Source organism: Novosphingobium sp. PhB165, from assembly GCF_004341845.1.
GTDB lineage: Bacteria > Pseudomonadota > Alphaproteobacteria > Sphingomonadales > Sphingomonadaceae > Novosphingobium.
Genome location: NZ_SLVB01000001.1, coordinates 81589 through 99103, shown reverse-complemented (window position 1 = coordinate 99103; position 17515 = coordinate 81589). Strand labels below are relative to the sequence as shown.

Here is a 17515-nt window from a genome sequence, read left to right as displayed (position 1 = left end):
GGCGGCGCCCCGGTTGTCCGGAGCGCCGCCATTTTTCGTTATCGATTTACCGGCCCGTTGCCGGCGCGTCGATCAGTACACGCGGGCCTTGGGCTTGATGTACTCGACGTCGTCGGTCAGCGTATATTCGTGGACCGGGCGGTAATCGAGACGGACTTCGCCGCCCTTGCCGCCCCAGCCGTTGAACCAGCCCACGGTGTGCTTCATCCAGTTCGCGTCGTCGCGGTTGGGGAAGTCTTCGTGCGCATGGGCGCCGCGGCTTTCCTGACGCGCCTGGGCGCCGTGCAGCGTGACGGTGGCCTGCGAGATCAGGTTGTCCAGCTCCATCGTCTCGACCAGATCCGAGTTCCAGATCAGGCCGCGGTCGGTGACCTTGATGTCCTGCATCTTCTCGTAGGTCTTGGCGATTGCCGCCTTGCCCTCGACCATGAGTTCGTCGGTGCGGAACACGGCGGCGTGGGCCGACATGTTGCGCTGCATTTCCGTACGAATCTCGGCCGTCGGCGTGCTGCCGTTGGCATGGCGGAAGTGATCGAGGCGGCCGAGCGCGAGGTCTGCCGAATCCTTGGGCAGTTCGTCCTGATTGGCGCCGGGCTTGACCAGTTCCTTCAGGCGGTGACCGGTTGCGCGGCCGAAGACCACGAGGTCGATCAGCGAGTTCGAGCCGAGGCGGTTGGCGCCGTGGACCGAAACGCAGGCCGCTTCACCGACCGCAAAGAGGCCGGGAACCACGGTTTCGGGATTGCCATCGGCACCGATGGTGACGACTTCGCCGTGATAGTTCGTCGGAATGCCGCCCATGTTGTAGTGGACGGTCGGGACGACCGGCAGCGGCTGGCGGGTAAGATCGACGCCCGCGAAGATCTTGCCGCTTTCGGTGATGCCGGGAAGACGCTCTGCCAGCACCTTGGGATCGATGTGATCGAGGTGCAGGTAGATGTGGTCCTTGTTCGGGCCGACGCCGCGGCCTTCACGGATTTCCAGCGCCATCGAACGCGAGACGACGTCGCGCGAGGCGAGGTCCTTTGCCGACGGTGCATAGCGCTCCATGAAGCGCTCGCCTTCGGAGTTGGTGAGGTAGCCGCCCTCGCCGCGCGCGCCTTCGGTGATGAGCACGCCTGCGCCGTAGATGCCGGTCGGGTGGAACTGCACGAATTCCATGTCCTGAAGCGGCAGGCCCGCGCGCAGCACCATGCCGCCGCCGTCGCCGGTGCAGGTATGGGCCGACGTGGCGGTGAAGTAGCTGCGGCCATAGCCGCCGGTCGCGAGCACGACGGCCTGCGAGCGGAAGCGGTGGATCGAGCCGTCATCCATGCACAGCGCGATCACGCCGACGCACTTGCCGCCGTCCATGATAAGGTCGATCGCGAAGTATTCGATGAAGAAGTCCGCGTCGTACTTCAGCGACTGCTGGTAGAGCGCGTGCAGCATGGCGTGGCCGGTACGGTCCGCGGCGGCGCAAGTGCGCTGCACCGGCGGGCCTTCGCCCATGTTCTGCATGTGGCCGCCGAACGGGCGCTGGTAGATCGTGCCGTCGGCATTGCGGCTGAAGGGCACGCCGGCGTGCTCCAGCTCGTAGACCGCTGCCGGGGCTTCGCGCACCATGTATTCGATGGCGTCCTGGTCGCCCAGCCAGTCCGAACCCTTGACGGTGTCGTACATGTGCCAGGTCCAGTGGTCCGGCGTGTTGTTCTTGAGCGAGGCGGCGATGCCGCCCTGCGCCGCAACGGTGTGCGAGCGGGTGGGGAACACCTTGGTGATGCACGCGGTGCGCAGGCCGGCTTCCGCCGAACCCATCGTGGCGCGCAGACCCGAACCACCGGCGCCGACGACGACGGTGTCATAGGTGTGATCGATGATCTTGTAGGCAGGGCCGGACATTAGGCGTGGGCTCCCAGCGCGAGGCGAATGACGCAGAAGACGCCGAAGGCGATGCCGCCGCAGGCAGCAAGGTTCAGCGCCACGATGCAGGCGAACTTGTTGGCGTGCTCATGCACGTAGTCTTCGACCAGCACTTGCAGGCCGAGGCGTGCGTGCCAGAAGGTCGTGACGACCAGCAGGATCATCGCCACGGCCGGAACCGGGCGGGCCAGCCACTCGGCAACCGAGGCGTAGCTGAGGTCCGGCAGGAGCACGAGCGAGACGGCGAGGAAGATGCCGGTCAGCAGGTTGCCGATCGCGGTGAAGCGCTGCAGCAGCCAGTGATGAACGCCAGTCTTGGCCGCGCCGAGGCCGCGAACGCGGCCGATGGAAGTTCCGTTACCCATGTTCCGTTCCTCAGCGAAGCAGCAGGAGCGCCCAGAAGGCGACCGTGACGAGCACACCCATGACCGGGGCAAGGATCGAGAAGGTCCGGTTGGCCTTCAGTTCGAAGCCGGCGCCGATATCGAGCACGAAGTGGCGCAGGCCGCTCATCATGTGCGTGAAGAAGGCCCAGGAGACGCCGATGAGCACGACATAGCCCGGAATCGACGTCATGCACTTGGCGAACTGCGCGTAAGCCGCGGGACCGCTGGCCAGCGCCCCCAGCCACCACAGCAGCAGGCCGAGGCCGGCGAATGCCATGCCATCGCCCGTCACGCGGTGCAGAATCGAGACGAACATGTGAGGGCCCCAACGCCAGATCTCGAGATGGGGCGAAAGCGGACGGTTCCTGGTGCCGTCTTTGGCCATGGCTCTTTCGAATCCTTTTTGCCTTTTAGCAGCCCCTGAGGCTGCCCCTGTCGAGAAGTCCCCTTAGACAAATCACGGCTTGGCGCAAGTTCCGCGACGCACAACGCGGATGCATCGCCCACAAGCGTCCTTTCGCCCGCCACATCGGACGAGCCGCCCCGATCGCCTTGTACGTGCGGGAGCACCGGTCCCCTGCCACTGGCCTTGGCCGCAGGCGCGGTCTAAAGCGCACGCTTATGAATCGCCTGCCGAACATCCTCGCACCGGCCTTGCTGCTGGCCGCCTGCTCCGCCTCTCCCGGCGCGGCGGCATCGTCACCGGAGACGGCGAGCGCAAATACCGCGAACAATGCCGGAGCACTTCCGGCCGGCACCGACGCAGCGCGACTCGTCGCCGCCTGCAAGGACCACGACGGCTGGGCCTATCCCGCCCCGCCCGCACGGCTTTTCGGCAATAGCTGGTACGTCGGCACTTGCGGGATCTCCGCCATTCTCATCACGGGCAAACAGGGCCATGTGCTGATCGACGGCGGCGTGCCGGAAGCGGCGCCGCTGGTTCTCGCCAATATCAAGGCGGCGGGCTTCAACCCCAAGGACGTGCGCTGGATCCTCTCCACGCACGAGCATTTCGACCATGCCGGCGCCCTCGGCGCGCTCCAGCGTGAAACCGGCGCGCGCGTCGCCGCCCTGCCCGCCGCCGCGCAAGTGCTGGAAAGTGGCAAGGCCGATGCCGCCGACCCGCAGTTCGGCCAGCTTGACGCCTTCCCGCCTGTCCATGTCGACAGGCGCCTGACCGATGGCGAGAAGCTGACGCTTGGCACCATCACGCTCACCGCCCATTCCACCCCGGCCCATGCCGCCGGATCGACCAGCTGGACCTGGCGATCGTGCGACGATGCGGGCAAGTGCCTGACCATCGCCTATGCGGACAGCGTGAGCGCGATTTCTGTCAAGAGCTACCGCTTTACCGACCACCCTGAGCGCATTGCCGCCGTCCGCGAAGGCTATGCGCGAATCGCCGAACTTCCCTGCGACCTGCTGGTCTCCCCGCATCCGGGCGCAAGCGATCTCTTCGCGCGCCTTGCGGGCACGGCCCCGCTCGTCGATCCCACCGCGTGCCGCAAATATGCAGCCGCAGCCCACGCTCGCTTCGACCAGCGCCTTGCCGAAGAGGCCGCTCCCGAAGCGAAGGAGACGCATTCGTGAGTTGGAAAATCACTGCCTTCGCCCCCCGCACCGTCGTCGAGGGCGCGCTCATCGCCCATGAGGACGCGTTCGACTGGGATCCAGATATCGTCATTTCCGGCAGCGAAATTGCTGAGGACAAGCCCGACGACTGGCAACTGGAGGCGTGGCTCGCCCATAAGCCGAAGAAGGCCGACAAGGACGCCCTCGCCGCGCTGTTCACCGGCGACGTGCCCGAATTCATCGTCGAGGAACTGCCCGAAACGGACTGGCTGGTTGCCAGCCAGGAAGGCCTGGAGCCGATCCGCGCGGGTCGCTTCTACGTCCACACGCCCGAATATCCGCCGCTGGACGAGCCCGGCGTGACCGACTTCGTGATCCCCGCCAGCCAGGCGTTCGGCACCGGCCAGCACGCCACGACCGCCGGCTGCCTCGAAATGCTCAGCCACATGAAGGCGCAGGGGGTGATCGTGCGCAACCATGCGGACATCGGCACGGGCACTGGTCTGCTCGCCTTCGCGGCGATGACGCTCTGGCCGCGCGCGCTCGCCACGGCCAGCGATATCGACGCGGTCTGCGCCTCGGTGGTGGCCGACAATGCCGATGCCAACGGCATGAAACTGGGCGGTCGCTCGGGCGAACTGGTCATGACCATCGCCGACGGCATGGACAACCCGCTGCTCGCCGCGCGCGGGCCTTACGACCTCATCATGGCGAACATCCTCGCCGGGCCACTCGTCAGCCTGGCGCCCGATTTCGCCAAGTCGATGGCACCGGGCGGACACCTGCTGCTGGCGGGCCTGCTCGAAACGCAGGAAGATGCCGTGCGCCGCGCCTGCCGTCGGGCCGGGCTGCGACTGGCTGCAAGGCTGGTCAAGGGCGACTGGTCGATCCTGTGGATGCGCGCGCGTCGGCGCTGATCCGGAACGTCAATTGGCCGGAGGCTGTGAAGCGCGCGCTCAGGCGCGGTGGAGTTCCAGCCCCGGCCCCTGCGGGCCAAGCCGCATGATCCGCATCAGGTCCGCGGCGATCGGTGCGTCGAAGGCAAAGCCCGCGCGGTCGGCCACGACCCAGCGAACGGTTCCCGTCGCCCGCGGATTCCCCGCCAGCGCCAGCACCAGCCGCACACCCTTTTCGAGCAAATTCCGCTCTACCACGAGCTGGCACCCTTCCGGCGAAACGTGGCGCGCAAGCGCGATCGCATAAGGGGAAAGCCCGGGGGACACGTTCACAACTCCATGCGGATCGGGGGGATCCGCTCTATCCGGGAGTGTAATTAAGAGAGGTAAACGCCGCGTTAATATCTCAGCAATATTTCATAGGAAAATTTACCTATATTTTCCAGTATCTTACCTAAAACGCCAAAATCGGAAATTAACCATCTTTAGTAAGGTCGAATTAGGGATTACAAACAAGAATTAGTGACCAAGGGGGGCTGGTAACAACAGCTCAAGAGGCCAAATATGCTTCGTACCGAACTCGACCGACCGAACGTCGTCGTGGGACCCCTGGGTGAAGCTCTCGACCGCAAGAGCCTGCCGCCGCGCAACACGCTGCGATGGGTTGCGCGCCGCAAGGCGGAAGTCGTGGCTGCCGTCAATGGGGGCCTGATTACGATTGCCGAGGCCTGCGAACGCTACGATCTCACGCTCGAGGAACTTGCCTCGTGGCAACGCGCGGTAGAGCGCGAAGGAATGGCAGGACTGCGCGCAACCCGCGTGCAGCACTACCGCCAGGTGCATGAGCGACAGAACCGCGTCTCCTGAGCGGCACGTCACTCACAATAGAGCATGATCCGTTCATCCTGAATCGGATCGTGCTCTATTCATCCTTTGTTTGCCGCATTTTCTGAATCGTCAGGTGATCCCATCTGACTTGAAAATGCTCTGGAGGTGCCGGCAGGGGCAATGCGCCCCTCCGGCACCGGGCATGGGTCCGGGACGCGAACCCCGGCTGATCTTGCGACCCGTCAGCCGGCGGCTTCCACGATCCGGGCCCATTCAGCTTCATCGATGACCTTGATGCCAAGGTCGGCCGCCTTCTTCAGCTTCGAGCCCGCACCCGGCCCCGCGACCAGAATGTCGGTCTTGGCCGAGATCGAGCCTGCCGCTTTGGCGCCCAGCCGTTCGGCCTGTGCCTTCGCCTCGTCGCGGCTCATCGTTTCCAGCTTGCCGGTGAAGACCACGGTCTTGCCCGCGACTTCGCTCTCCACCGTCTCCACCACGTAAGGCGGCGGAGCGACTTCGGAGAGGATATCCTCCCACACCGCGCGGTTGTGCTCCTCATGGAAGAAGTCGCCCAGCGCTTCCACCACAGCCGGGCCGATGCCGTCGATCGAGACCAGCTCGGAATAGGCCTCGCTGCCGGCCAGCGCGGCTTCCTCGCCCACCTTCTCGTGCGTTTTCTCGGCGATCTCGCGCAGCGCCGGAAGCGTCTCGAACCGCTTCATGAGATCGCGCGCCGTCACCGCCCCCACATGGCGGATACCGAGGCCGAACAGCAGGCGCGCGGCATCAGGCTGACGCTTGTTTTCCACCGCTGCCAACAGGTTGTCCACAGACTTGCCTTTCCACCCGTCGAGCGCAAGGATCTCCTCCCGACGTTTGCGCAGGCGGAAGATATCGGCCGGGCTCTCCAGCCAGCCGTGCGCGAAGAACTCGTCGATGGTCTTCTCGCCCAGCCCCTCGATGTCGAGCGCGGCGCGGCTGACGAAGTGCTTGAGGCGCTCGGTCCGCTGCGCCGGGCAGATCAGCCCGCCGGTGCAGCGCACGTCCACCTCACCTTCCTCGGCGACGGCTTCGGAGTGGCATTCGGGGCAGTGATCGGGGAATGCGAAAGCATCGCGCTCCACGTCGCGAGTCAGGTTGTCGACGATCTGCGGGATCACGTCGCCCGCACGCTGGAGCACCACGGTATCCCCTGGACGCACGCCCAAACGGCCGATCTCGTCGCGGTTATGCAGCGTGACGTTGGTGACGGTAACGCCGCCCACCAACACCGGCTTCAAGCGCCCCACCGGCGTCAGCTTGCCGGTACGGCCGACCTGGATGTCGATCGATTCCAGCGTCGTTTCCGCCCGCTCGGCCGGGAACTTGTGCGCGAGCCCCCAGCGCGGTGCCTTGGCAACGAAACCGAGGCGCTGCTGCCAGTCGAGCCGGTCGATCTTGTAGACCACGCCATCGATCTCGAAAGGCAAATCGGGCCGCCCGTCGCGGATCGCGCGGTAGGCGACGAGCATTTCCTCGACCGAATGGCAGAGCCGGAACTGCGGCGAGACCGGCAGGCCCCAGCTTTCGATGCGGCGGATTACTTCGTGCTGGCTCGCCCCCGGAACGTGGCTGGCCGCGCCCCAGCCATGGGCCCAGAAGCGCAGCGGGCGCTTGGCGGTGACCGCAGCGTCCTTCTGGCGGAGCGATCCGGCTGCGGCGTTGCGCGGGTTGGCGAACTGGCGGACCTTGCTCTCGTCGAAAGCTTCGCCCTTCTCCTCGGCCAGCGCGCGCGCCTCGGCCATCAGCGTCTCGTTCAGAGCGTGGAAGGCGGCCTTCTCCATGTAGACTTCGCCGCGCACCTCGAAGACCTCCGGGATATCCTCTCCCTTCAGTTCCTGCACGATGTCGGCGATGTGGGCGACATTGGGGGTCACGTCCTCACCCACCTGCCCGTCGCCGCGCGTGGCGGCGCGCACCAGCTTGCCGTTCTCGTAGCGCAGCGAGCAGGACAGGCCGTCGATCTTGTCCTCCGCCGTCACCTGCACGGGCTCTGCGGCGGAGAGCGAGAGGAAGCGGCGCACGCGGCCGACAAAGTCTTCCACTTCCTCATCGGTGAAGGCGTTGTCGAGGCTCATCATCCGAACCTCGTGCCGCACTTTGCCCAGCGGCGAAGCGGCGACATCGTGGCCGACCTTGTTCGAAGGCGAATCGGGACGGATCAGATGCGGATAGGCCGCTTCCAGTTCGGCATTGCGGCGCACCAGCGCGTCGTATTCGGCGTCCGTGATGTCGGGCGCGTCCTCGGCGTGATAGAGCCGGTTCGCTCGGTTGATCTGGCGCGCCAGGCGCATGAGTTCGTTGGCGGCTTCGGCTTCGCCCGGAAGGTCCGGCTTCGCAAACAGATCGGGATTTTCGGTCATGCCCTAGCCTATGCCGCAAGCCTTGGCCGGACGGTAGACCACAAGGTGACGCGGCCGACACTGTTTACACGGTTCAGAGCAATTTGGGTGGCTTCGTGAGGCTGCTCGGCCCGGATACGATGACCGGACGACGGTGGTGTGCACACCGTTCAGCGTAAAGCGTGCACACCACCGGAATTGTCATTCGCCTACGGTCACGTCCACGCGGCGTGCTTGGGCGTTGGTATCGCCGTTACCGGTCGTATCGGCGGGCTTGATCATCTTGATGGATGCGGCCGGGATCCCGGTATCCACCAGCGCCTTGCTCACTTCCTCAGCGCGCCGCTTCGAAAGGGCGGCATTGGCAACGGGGTCTCCGGTCGGGTCGTTATAGCCCGAAACGGCCACGAAGGAGCCAGGATGCGCGTCGAGGTATTCCTTCACGCTGCTCGCCGCGTTCGACAGGTCCTTGGTCACATCGGATTTGCCGACGGCGAAGAACACCCGCAGCACCGGCCGTCCGTCGGTCACTTCGCTCACCATGCCGGAACCGGTTGGGATCGCGGCCGTTGGAGTGGGTTCGACCATCGGGCTGGGCTCGACCGCCGCAGTCGGTTCCATGCTGGGAGTCGTGACCTCCTTGTTGCTGCACGAGCGCAGGGCCCAGATGAGCGCAATGATCGCCAGCAAAAGCAGGAGCAGAGGCCACCACTTGCCCATCCCGCCGGATGCGGCGCGGACGGGTTCCTCCAACCTCTGCGATGCCGTCGCGGCGGGGGAACCCAAAAGGCCCGACACGCCGGGCGGCAAGGCGGCATGGATCGATGCCCGCTCGCCATTGAGCAATGTGGTGACTTCGGGGAGCGACGGCGTCGAGCCCAGCAACTTGCCGATGCCGCCAGCCGCGAACAGCCCGCCAACTCCCAGGAGAGAGCGCACGCTTTGCGGAGCTATGCCGTAGTGGCCCGCCAGCGTGGATACCAGACCACCGAAGTTGGAGCCGAACAGGTCCGGAAAACCACCTCCATGCGGAGTGATGGCCGGCTCGGCGCCCACGCGGTCGGTCAGTGCTGCCTGGTGATCCAGCGGGTTTCCACTGGCCAGCGCGGCCTTGATCATGCTGAGGACCCCGCCACCACTGCCTGCGGCGACGCGGCTGGACATTGCGGCGAGGATGACGGGGACGATCCCGCCCAGAGCGATTCCGGTGGCCTGCGGGCTTTCGCCCAGTTTCGCCGCCAGATTGTCAACGGTGCCGGGCGCGATGGCCCCGCGAATGGTGTCGAGTAGAGCCACTTTCTTCTCCTCTTCCGGCACCCCCCATTTCGAGATCGGCAAACGCCAACCCGGCAAAATCAGTCCATTGCACTAAGTGGAATTATCTATTGGCATCAATTGGGCAATCGGTACTTATACCGATCGGGCCGGTTTTATATGTGCAAAAAACACATTCTCATTTCTTCAATTAGTTTCGCAGAAATGTTCAATTGAATGTGCAGAATACCAAACATCGATTTCGATGTCATTTCATTACCGCAGACAGATAATCCTGCGGCAACAGGCATTGTCTTTGGTACGATCCGGCGAAATCGTCAGCCGTGCGCGTTCTGCTTTAAGAGCATGCCTGAGATAATCACTGCAAGAGGGACCCGCGCAGCACAATTCGCCCCCAGCGAATGTTCAAACGGGCCTTAAGCCCGTTCCAGCAACCGGTTCGCTTGCGCCCTCGCCTCTTCGGTCACTTCCGCGCCGGAGAGCATGCGGGCGATCTCTTCCTGTCGTTCGGCGGCGCTGAGCGGCGTTACCGAGGTGCGCGTCACCGTGCCTTGCGAGGACTTGGCGATCATGAAGTGGCGGTCGCCGCGCGCGGCCACTTGCGGACTGTGCGTCACGGCCAGCAACTGGCCGCCCTGCCCGCTGCCATTCGCCAGCCGCGCCAGACGCTCGCCAATGGCATCCGCCACCGCGCCGCCCACGCCCCGGTCGATCTCGTCGAAGATCACGGTCGCCGCCCCGCCCTCTTCGGCCAGCGCCACCTTGAGCGCGAGGATGAAGCGCGAAAGCTCGCCGCCCGAGGCGATCTTGGCGAGCGGCGCGAAGTCGGCACCGGGGTTGGTGCTGATCAGGAATTCCACCGCGTCCATGCCGTGCGCACCCCAGCGATCCTCGCTGAGCTTGAGCACCGAGGTCTGGAAGCGCGCGGCATCGAGCTTGAGCGGCGCGAGTTCGGCGGCAACCGCCTTATCCAGCCGCTTGGCAGCCGAGCGGCGCAAATCGTGCAGCGCCTCGGCCTGCTGGCGATAGGCCAGCGCGGCCTTCTGCGCGGCGGCCTCAAGCGCGGCGACATGTTCCTCGCCCCCCTCGATGGCATCGAGCGCCTCACGCATCTCGCGCATCTTTTCGGGCAGTTCGTCCACCGTGCAGAGCTGCTTGCGGGCAGCGGCACGCAGATCGAACAGGCGGGTTTCGATGCGGTCCAGTTCGTCGGGATCGAAGGCCAGCGCTTCCGCCGCGCGTTCCAGCTTTTCCTCCGCCTCACTCGCCTCGATCACCGCGCGGTCAAGCGCTTCGAGCGCATCGCCCAGCAGCGGATGCTCCCCGGCAATGCGATCGAGCCGCCGCGCCGCGCCGCGCAGGCGTGCCAGCGCCGAATCGGAGCCGGTCCAGAGGTGTTGCAGCGCCGAGAGATCGTCGGTCAGCTTCTCGCCCTTCTGCATGTCGGCGCGGGCGTGGGCGAGTTGCTCCTCCTCGCCCTCCTGCGGGGCAAGGGCATTGAGTTCGGCCAGATGCGCAAGCAGCAGGTCCTGATCCTCGGCCGCCTTGGCGACTTGCCCGCGCGCCGCATCCAGTGCGCCCTGCGCCGCGCGCCAGGTCTTCCACGCGGCCTCCACGCCGGCCACGTCGCCGCCCGCGAAACGGTCGAGCAGCGTGCGGTGGCCCTTGGGGTTCACCAGTCCGCGATCGTCGTGCTGACCGTGGATCTCCACCAGCGCCGGGGCGATCTCGCGCAGCAGCGAGACGCTGACCGGCTGGTCGTTGAGGAAGGCGCGGCTGCCGCCATCGGCGCGAAGCTGGCGCTTGAGCAGCAGGGGTTCGCCCGGCTCCACTTCAAGGTCGGCGGCGTCCAGCACGGTGCGCACGGCGGCGGGAAGCGCGGAAAACTCGAAGCTGGCGGTCACGCTCGCGCGGTCTTCCCCGGCGCGCACCAGCCCGCTGTCGGCGCGATTGCCGATCACGAGGCCCAGCGCATCGAGCAGGATTGACTTGCCCGCGCCCGTCTCACCCGTGAGAACGCCAAGACCGCGCGCGAAATCGAGATCGAGCGCTTCGATCAGCACGATGTTGCGAATGGCGAGGCGCGTCAGCATGTTCGCGTTGCGTTCTAGCGAAAAGAAATTCGCCCGTCACGCCCCTTCGTGCGGTTGTCGCAAAGAGCGCTGTGCGACGGGCGCTCTATCGCATTGATCGCGCGGGCATCCCCGATTCGCCAAACGACAACGCCGGCCGGCCACGGGGGCCGACCGGCGTCGAAAGCCTGCGAAGTGCGGCGCCGTCAGGCGGCGGCGACGTTCTTCGGCGCGTGGCGGCTCATGAGGCGATAGGCGCGCTCATACCACTTCGAATCGGGATAGTTGTGCTCCAGCACCGCCGCGGCCTTCTGCGCTTCGGACGGAATGCCCAGCGACAGATAGCCCTCGACCAGACGGTACAGCGCCTCGGGCGTGTGGCTGGTGGTCTGGAAATTGTCGACCACGTTGCGGAAGCGCAGCGTGGCGGCGAGCCACTTGCCGCTGTTCTCGTACGAACGGCCGATGGTCATTTCCTTGCCCGCAAGGTGATCGTTCACAAGGTCGATCTTCACCTTGGCGTCCGCCGCGTAAGGCGAGTTCGGATAGCGGCGCATCACGTCGGTAAGCGCCTGCTTGGCCTGCTCGGTGGTCTTCTGGTCGCGCGTCACGTCGCTGATCTGTTCATAGTAGGAGATCGCGATGAGGTAATAGGCGTAGGGCGCGTCCTTGTTGCCCGGGTGGATCGAAAGGAAGCGCTGCGCCGACTGGATCGCCTTGTTGTAATCGCGCGCGGCATAATAGCTGAACGCGCTCATCAGCTGGGCGCGGCGGGCCCAGGGCGAATAGGGATGCTGACGCTCCACTTCGTCGAACAGGGCGGCAGCAGCCTTGGTCTGCCCCTTGTTCAGGCGGTCTTGCGCCGCCGCGTAAAGCGTATCGACGTCGCGCGCGACGTATGCAGTGTCCTTGTTCTTGTTACCCTTCCCGGCACAGCCGGCGGTGAGAACGAGAGCCCCGGTAGCGGCGGCAAGGAGAGCGATCTTGAAGCGCGAACGTTCGTACATGGGGCCGGTCTATAGACAGCGCTTTGCTGAACGCCAAGTGAAGTTACACGCCCTCGCCTAACGATTGGAATAATGCGCCGAGGGGGTGTTTTCCGCGCGATGCCCGGCCCCTGCGGACGTGCATGGCGGTTTGCAGCGATTTGCCCGAACGCCATGAGCACGGGCACATGGGCATTGTCTGTCCGCCCCGCCCTGCCATAGTGGCCGGACATGGCCGGTACCAACGCACTTTCCTCTCCCGTCATGTCCGACGCCCTGGTGATTCTGGGCGCTGCGGGCATCGTCATTCCCGTGTTCAGCCGATACCGCATCACCCCGGTGATCGGTTTCATTCTGGTCGGCTTGCTGGTGGGCCCGTTCGGCCTTGGGCGGCTGGTGTTCGACCATCCCTGGCTTTCGTGGGTGACGATCACCGACCCCGACGGACTGGAGATATTCGCAGAGTTCGGCATCATCCTCCTGCTGTTCTCGATCGGGCTGGAGCTGTCCTTCGCGCGCCTGTGGGCGATGCGGCGCTTCGTGTTCGGGCTGGGATCTCTCGAACTGGTACTGATCGGCGGGTCGATGGCGTTCATCTTCGCGGCGCTGGGACAGGGCCTGTCGGGCGCGCTGGCGCTGGGGCTGGCGCTGGCGCTTTCCTCCACCGCGCTGGTGCTCAAGATCACCGATACCAGCAATCCGGTGGGCCGGGCGGCGCTTGCCATGCTGCTGTTCGAGGACATCGCGCTGGTGCCGATCGTGTTCCTGCTCGGCGCGCTGGCACCGCATGCCAAGGGCGGGATGGACGGCCTGATCCATACCCTGATCTGGGGCACGGCAGTCGTGCTCGGGCTGCTGGTGGCGGGGCGATACCTGTTGCCTCCGCTCTTCGCGCAGGCGGCACGGACCAAGAGCCCAGAACTGTTCCTCAGCGCCAGCCTGCTGGTGGTCATCCTCGCCTCGCTGGCGACGGCGGCCACCGGCCTCTCGCCCATCGTCGGTGCGCTCGTGGCCGGGCTGCTGATTGCCGAGACCGAGTACCACACCGAAGTCGAGCAGATGACCGAGCCGTTCAAGGGCCTCGCCCTCGGCGTGTTTCTGATCACCGTCGGCATGCGCATCGACTTGCGGGTGGTATGGGAGAATCTCGGCCCGATTCTGGTGGCGACTGCGGGGGTGATCGTCCTCAAGGCCGTAGTCACCAGCCTGCTGCTGCGGCTGATGGGCGCGCGGCGCGGCACCGCGACCGAGACCGGCATCCTCATGGCCAGCCCTTCGGAAACCACCCTGATCGTGCTGAGCGCGGCCAGCGCGGCGCAGTTGATCCAGCCGGGCACGGCCATGTTCTGGCAGATCGTGACTGCGCTGGGCCTCACTATCACGCCGCTGCTCGCCAAGATCGGCCGGATCATGGCCCGCCGGGTCGAGGGCGTTGAAGCTCCGCATCAGCCGGTCTCCGCTGCCGACAAGCCGCCCACGTTGATCGTCGGATTCGGCCGCGTTGGCCGCCTCGTCGCCGATATGCTGACGCGCCACGGCCGGCCCTATCTGGCGGTGGACAGCAATACCGACCTCGTCACCGAAGGCCGCCGCCTTGGCTACACCGTGGCCTTCGCCGACGCCGCGCGGGGAGACGCGATGCTGCGGCTGGGCGTGTCGAGCGCGGCAGCCGTGATCCTGACGATGGACGAGCCGGTCTCCGCCCAGCGCATCGTCCGCAAGCTGCGCGCGGACTTTCCCGACCTGCCGATCATTGCCCGCGCCCGCGATACCGACCACGCGGGCGTGCTCTACCGCGCAGGGGCCACCCACGCGGTACCCGAGACCCTGGAAAGCTCGCTGCAACTGTCCGAGGCGGCGCTGGTCGAGATCGGCGTGGCGATGGGCCCGGTGATCGCCTCGATCCACGAAAAGCGCGACGAATTCCGCGAGCAGATCATGGAGCAAGGCGGCCTTTCGCAGAAACCGGCACTCAAGTCCGGCCAGCTTCGCGAAGCCGAGCGGACCTGACCATCCAAGAGGAAAGCAATGCGCGCAACAAGGACCCGGACCGCCCAATCTCCCTTGCGAAACTTCGCATGGCTGGCGCTTCCGCTCCTTGCCATCGCGCTTGCGAAACTGGCCGGGCACAGCGGCCTTGCCCAGCGCCACCCCCGCATCGCCGCGCTGCTGTTCGTGTGGATCGCCGCCGACACGCTGATGCTGTCGCTGATGGCGAAGGAGCACCGCCCTTCGCGTGAGGCTGTTCTCGCGCGGCTGGCGACCGCAGCGCTGGTCGTCTTGCTGGGCGCGCCCCCGGCCGTGCGGAGCGGGCTGGCGACCATGCCGTCCGTTTCTGTCGCGCTCATCCTGACGCTGCTGGTGCACACCGGCTGGTCGCTGCTGCGGGCAGGCAAGGCTTGGCGGGTGAACGCGCCCGGCGAGCGTTGGCGCAAGGCGGCGGCCGTGCTCGTGCCCGAACCGCTGCTGCGCCTTGCCATGGCCGAGGTAACCGTGCTGCGCATGGCGCTCACCGGCTGGCGTGCCAAACCGCACGTGCCCGCCGGCGCCCTGCCCTTCGCGTATCATCGCCATCTGGCGCCGATGATGGCTGTGCTGCTGACCTTGCAAGCCATCGAGATCGCCGTGCAGGATGTCCTGCTGCGGCTGTGGAGTCCGCGCGCCGCGAACCTGCTGCTGGAAGTGGGCGTGGTGCTGCTGCTCTACAGCGTTGGCCTGATCCACTCTCTGCGGCTCCGGCCGATCCTGCTGAGTGCGGACGGCCTGCTGATCCGCAGCGGCATGATCGCGGGGCAAATGGTGCGACTGGAGCACATCGCCGAACCTGCCCCCGAGGTGACCGCCGAAGAGGTCAAGGCCGCGACCACGCGCAATATGGCGCTGCTCGCGTGGCCCAATGTGATCCTGCGGCTAAGCCACCCCGTTGAGCGAAAACCCTTGCTGCGCCCGCGCCCGCCGATCCGGGCTCTCGCCTTTCGGGTGGACGATCCGGCCGCTTTTCTCGCCGCGCTAGAGGCGGCACGGCAGGACGGTCCCGAAAATCGTTAACAACGCGAGCGAATTGCGCCACAGGGGCGCTTTTGGGACATGTCATGACCGAAGAGAGCAGCCAGGCGCTGGGACGGACCCAAAAGCGGCTCTTGCGGCGAGTCTTCAACGGCCGAACGGTCCCCATCGTGGTGGGAGGAAAGCCCTTCCTCACATACAAGGAAGCCTTGGCCCATCTGGGAACGCTGCCGTCTGAAGAACAGGATGCCGCTTACGCGGTAATGAAGACGTTCGCCGGGAAACGGGAAGACTGAAGGGCTATCGCAGATAGCGTTCGATCGTCCGCCACAAGGTGAGCTTGGCGGCTTTCGACATGCTGGCATGGGCGCCGCTGGATGAAGGAAGGTCCAGCAGCGTCCAGCGCTCTTCCTGCCCCGCCAGTTGCTTGCGCCCGACTTTTGCCGCCTTGCCGCCGTTGAACGCGATGGCCCGCAGATGGGGGAGCGTGGCGGCGAAGGCGGTCAGGTCCCGGTTCGTGGCTTCGCGAATCGCAGTGTCGAGGCTGCCCCGTCGTTTCGCGCTTTCGATGACATCCCAGAGGCCTATGCGATGGTTTCGCAGCACCGAAAGCTTGGCGGTGTAAGGCATGGTGGGGAGTTCGCTTTCGCCGAGAATCTCACCCAGTAGCCACCAGAAGCCGTTGCTGGGGTTGGCGTAGTATTCGCCCGCCGCCAGCGACTTTTCGCCGGGCAGACTACCCAGCAGCAAGACGCGCGTGTTTGCGTCTACCCATGGTGGAAAGCTGGTTTTGACGGGCGAGTTCTGCATGGATTGAGGGCCAAGTTTTGGTGGAGGCGATGTACCTAGACATCAACAATCGCCTGACCAACCTGACAATAACAGAAGCCTCCCCGTCATCCCCGCGAAGGCGGGGATCCCGCTTGTTCTTGCGACGTGGTGCGAAGGCAGCGGAGCCCCCCCTTCGCGGGGGCGACGAACTGATAGGTTGGTTCAATTCACGCGTCGTTCCGGGGAGGTTGCTGAAAGCATCCGAATATCCCCTTCAAACAATCCCGTGATCAGCCCCCTGCACCCCCACGCGGCTCGAAGACCGACCACCCCGTGTGCTGCACAAGCCGCTCCAGCGCCAGTTGCCCCAACTGCGAATTGCCGCTGGCGTTGAGCCCCGGCGACCACACCGCAATGCTGGCGATGCCCGGCGCCACCGCAAGGATGCCGCCGCCGACACCGGACTTGCCCGGCAGGCCGATGCGATAGGCGAAGTCGCCCGAATTGTCGTAGTGCCCGCAGGACATCATCAGCGCATTGATGCGCCGCGCGCGGCGGTCGGTGATTACGCGGTGGCCGCCCTTCTCGCGCGTGGTGCGGCCGCCGTCCATCAGGTAACGACCGGCGAGCGCAAGCTGGCGGCAGCTCATGGCCAGCGCGCAGAAGTGGAAATAAGTGCCCAGCACTTGCTCCACGTCGCCATGGATATTGCCGAAGGCGCGCATGTAGTTGGCCAGCGCCTTGTTGCGAAAGCCGGTGTCCTGCTCGGCCCGGGCGACGGCTTCGTCCACGGTGATGGTATCGTCGCCCGCCAGTTCGCGCACGAAGCGCAGCATCTGGCCGATCGCCTCGCGCGGCTGGTGATGGCCCAGCAGCACGTCGGTCACCACGATGGCCCCTGCGTTGATGAACGGATTGCGCGGAATGCCGTGCTCGCTCTCAAGCTGGACGATCGAATTGAACGCGCTGCCCGAGGGCTCTCGCCCCACCCGGCGCCAGAGCTGGTCCCCCACTGCACCGATCGCCAGCGTCAGCGCGAAGACCTTGGAGATCGACTGGATCGAGAACGCCTCCTCGGCATCGCCCGCCAGATGCACCGATCCTCCGGCCGTCACCACTGCCATGCCGAACTTGTGGGGCGAAACGGCGGCCAGTGGCTGGATGTAGTCGGCCACTTTGCCCCGGTTCTCCATCCCGCGCATTTCCGCGGCGATCCCGGCCAGAATGTGGTCGAGGTTATCCATCGTCGAAATTCCCCGGAGGCAAAAAGAGGCAGCGAGGGCCGGAAGCGACCGATCTGCTCTCGTCTGCCGCAAGGCGCGGTTCCGGGCAAGCGGATCGGCCTGCAGACCACTGCCCGAACCGGCGGCAAAAAGGCAGCGCATTGGGGCTACCACAGTTGATCCCCAAATGGCCGCCACGCTCCCGAAAGGGACAGTG

At 65.6% G+C, this 17515-nt stretch carries 16 protein-coding genes; 6 read left to right on the top strand and 10 right to left on the bottom strand.

Annotation, left to right across the window (positions count from 1 at the left end):
- Positions 1 to 72 precede the first annotated feature (72 nt).
- The 3 genes from sdhA to sdhC are packed head-to-tail and all read right to left on the bottom strand — an operon-like array spanning position 73 to position 2673.
- Entirely contained in the window at positions 73 to 1881 is a 1809-nt protein-coding gene (sdhA, locus tag EDF56_RS00410) for a succinate dehydrogenase flavoprotein subunit (protein ID WP_132384779.1), read from the bottom strand.
- Positions 1881 to 2267, bottom strand: coding sequence for a succinate dehydrogenase, hydrophobic membrane anchor protein (sdhD, locus tag EDF56_RS00405; protein WP_132384778.1), 387 nt, complete (start codon positions 2265 to 2267; stop codon positions 1881 to 1883). Before sdhD ends, sdhA begins: the two co-directional genes overlap by 1 nt.
- A 10-nt stretch (positions 2268 to 2277) precedes the next feature.
- Complete coding sequence (gene sdhC, locus EDF56_RS00400; protein ID WP_132384777.1) at positions 2278 to 2673, bottom strand: succinate dehydrogenase, cytochrome b556 subunit; 396 nt, start codon at positions 2671 to 2673, stop codon at positions 2278 to 2280.
- Positions 2674 to 2909: 236 nt separating this feature from the next.
- On the opposite strand from sdhC, the gene bla reads away from it, so the two are divergent.
- Both bla and EDF56_RS00390 read left to right on the top strand, forming a co-directional pair.
- Entirely contained in the window at positions 2910 to 3878 is a 969-nt protein-coding gene (gene bla, locus EDF56_RS00395) for a subclass B3 metallo-beta-lactamase (RefSeq protein ID WP_132384776.1), read from the top strand.
- Positions 3875 to 4777 carry a 50S ribosomal protein L11 methyltransferase gene (locus EDF56_RS00390; protein ID WP_132384775.1) on the top strand — a complete coding sequence of 301 codons (903 nt, stop codon included), beginning with the start codon at positions 3875 to 3877 and terminating at the stop codon, positions 4775 to 4777. The genes bla and EDF56_RS00390 overlap by 4 nt, the downstream gene beginning before the upstream one ends.
- A 39-nt stretch (positions 4778 to 4816) precedes the next feature.
- Here EDF56_RS00390 and EDF56_RS00385 read toward each other — a convergent pair whose 3' ends face one another.
- A complete protein-coding gene (locus EDF56_RS00385; protein ID WP_243652307.1) occupies positions 4817 to 5014 on the bottom strand; it encodes a hypothetical protein in 198 nt (65 codons plus the stop codon).
- A gap of 306 nt (positions 5015 to 5320) precedes the next feature.
- Between EDF56_RS00385 and EDF56_RS00380 the strand changes: the two genes are divergently transcribed.
- Positions 5321 to 5623, top strand: coding sequence for a DUF1153 domain-containing protein (locus EDF56_RS00380; protein WP_132384773.1), 303 nt, complete (start codon positions 5321 to 5323; stop codon positions 5621 to 5623).
- 203 nt (positions 5624 to 5826) lie between these two features.
- Here the strand turns inward: EDF56_RS00380 and ligA are convergent, their stop codons facing one another.
- From ligA to EDF56_RS00360, 4 genes are all read right to left on the bottom strand, one after another.
- Positions 5827 to 7986, bottom strand: coding sequence for an NAD-dependent DNA ligase LigA (ligA, locus tag EDF56_RS00375; protein WP_132384772.1), 2160 nt, complete (start codon positions 7984 to 7986; stop codon positions 5827 to 5829).
- 180 nt (positions 7987 to 8166) lie between these two features.
- Positions 8167 to 9261 (bottom strand): OmpA family protein, encoded by a 1095-nt coding sequence (locus EDF56_RS00370; protein WP_132384771.1) that lies wholly within the window; start codon positions 9259 to 9261, stop codon positions 8167 to 8169.
- A 395-nt stretch (positions 9262 to 9656) separates the two neighbouring features.
- A complete protein-coding gene (gene recN, locus EDF56_RS00365) occupies positions 9657 to 11333 on the bottom strand; it encodes a DNA repair protein RecN (RefSeq protein WP_132384770.1) in 1677 nt (558 codons plus the stop codon).
- A gap of 185 nt (positions 11334 to 11518) precedes the next feature.
- On the bottom strand, positions 11519 to 12319 hold the full coding sequence (locus tag EDF56_RS00360; RefSeq protein WP_132384769.1) for an outer membrane protein assembly factor BamD: 801 nt from the start codon (positions 12317 to 12319) through the stop codon (positions 11519 to 11521).
- A gap of 210 nt (positions 12320 to 12529) precedes the next feature.
- Between EDF56_RS00360 and EDF56_RS00355 the strand changes: the two genes are divergently transcribed.
- The 3 genes from EDF56_RS00355 to EDF56_RS00345 are packed head-to-tail and all read left to right on the top strand — an operon-like array spanning position 12530 to position 15600.
- Entirely contained in the window at positions 12530 to 14308 is a 1779-nt protein-coding gene (locus tag EDF56_RS00355; RefSeq protein WP_132384768.1) for a cation:proton antiporter, read from the top strand.
- A 54-nt stretch (positions 14309 to 14362) separates the two neighbouring features.
- Positions 14363 to 15346: a hypothetical protein gene (locus EDF56_RS00350; protein WP_165912034.1), complete on the top strand. Its 984-nt coding sequence runs from the start codon at positions 14363 to 14365 to the stop codon at positions 15344 to 15346.
- 44 nt (positions 15347 to 15390) lie between these two features.
- Positions 15391 to 15600, top strand: a complete 210-nt coding sequence (locus EDF56_RS00345; RefSeq protein WP_132384766.1) for a hypothetical protein — start codon at positions 15391 to 15393, stop codon at positions 15598 to 15600.
- Positions 15601 to 15604: 4 nt separating this feature from the next.
- Here the strand turns inward: EDF56_RS00345 and EDF56_RS00340 are convergent, their stop codons facing one another.
- A complete protein-coding gene (locus tag EDF56_RS00340; RefSeq protein ID WP_132384765.1) occupies positions 15605 to 16114 on the bottom strand; it encodes a DNA-deoxyinosine glycosylase in 510 nt (169 codons plus the stop codon).
- Between the two features lie 251 nt (positions 16115 to 16365).
- Positions 16366 to 17319, bottom strand: a complete 954-nt coding sequence (locus EDF56_RS00335) for a glutaminase (RefSeq protein ID WP_132384764.1) — start codon at positions 17317 to 17319, stop codon at positions 16366 to 16368.
- Positions 17320 to 17515: the final 196 nt, after the last annotated feature.

Coding starts and splice junctions, on each gene's coding strand:
- sdhA (WP_132384779.1), bottom strand. CDS start 1,881: ATGTCCGGCCCTGCCTACAAGATCATCGATCACACCTATGACACCGTC.
- sdhD (WP_132384778.1), bottom strand. CDS start 2,267: ATGGGTAACGGAACTTCCATCGGCCGCGTTCGCGGCCTCGGCGCGGCC.
- sdhC (WP_132384777.1), bottom strand. CDS start 2,673: ATGGCCAAAGACGGCACCAGGAACCGTCCGCTTTCGCCCCATCTCGAG.
- bla (WP_132384776.1), top strand. CDS start 2,910: ATGAATCGCCTGCCGAACATCCTCGCACCGGCCTTGCTGCTGGCCGCC.
- EDF56_RS00380 (WP_132384773.1), top strand. CDS start 5,321: ATGCTTCGTACCGAACTCGACCGACCGAACGTCGTCGTGGGACCCCTG.
- ligA (WP_132384772.1), bottom strand. CDS start 7,986: ATGACCGAAAATCCCGATCTGTTTGCGAAGCCGGACCTTCCGGGCGAA.
- recN (WP_132384770.1), bottom strand. CDS start 11,333: ATGCTGACGCGCCTCGCCATTCGCAACATCGTGCTGATCGAAGCGCTC.
- EDF56_RS00360 (WP_132384769.1), bottom strand. CDS start 12,319: ATGTACGAACGTTCGCGCTTCAAGATCGCTCTCCTTGCCGCCGCTACC.
- EDF56_RS00355 (WP_132384768.1), top strand. CDS start 12,530: ATGGCCGGTACCAACGCACTTTCCTCTCCCGTCATGTCCGACGCCCTG.
- EDF56_RS00345 (WP_132384766.1), top strand. CDS start 15,391: ATGACCGAAGAGAGCAGCCAGGCGCTGGGACGGACCCAAAAGCGGCTC.
- EDF56_RS00340 (WP_132384765.1), bottom strand. CDS start 16,114: ATGCAGAACTCGCCCGTCAAAACCAGCTTTCCACCATGGGTAGACGCA.
- EDF56_RS00335 (WP_132384764.1), bottom strand. CDS start 17,319: ATGGATAACCTCGACCACATTCTGGCCGGGATCGCCGCGGAAATGCGC.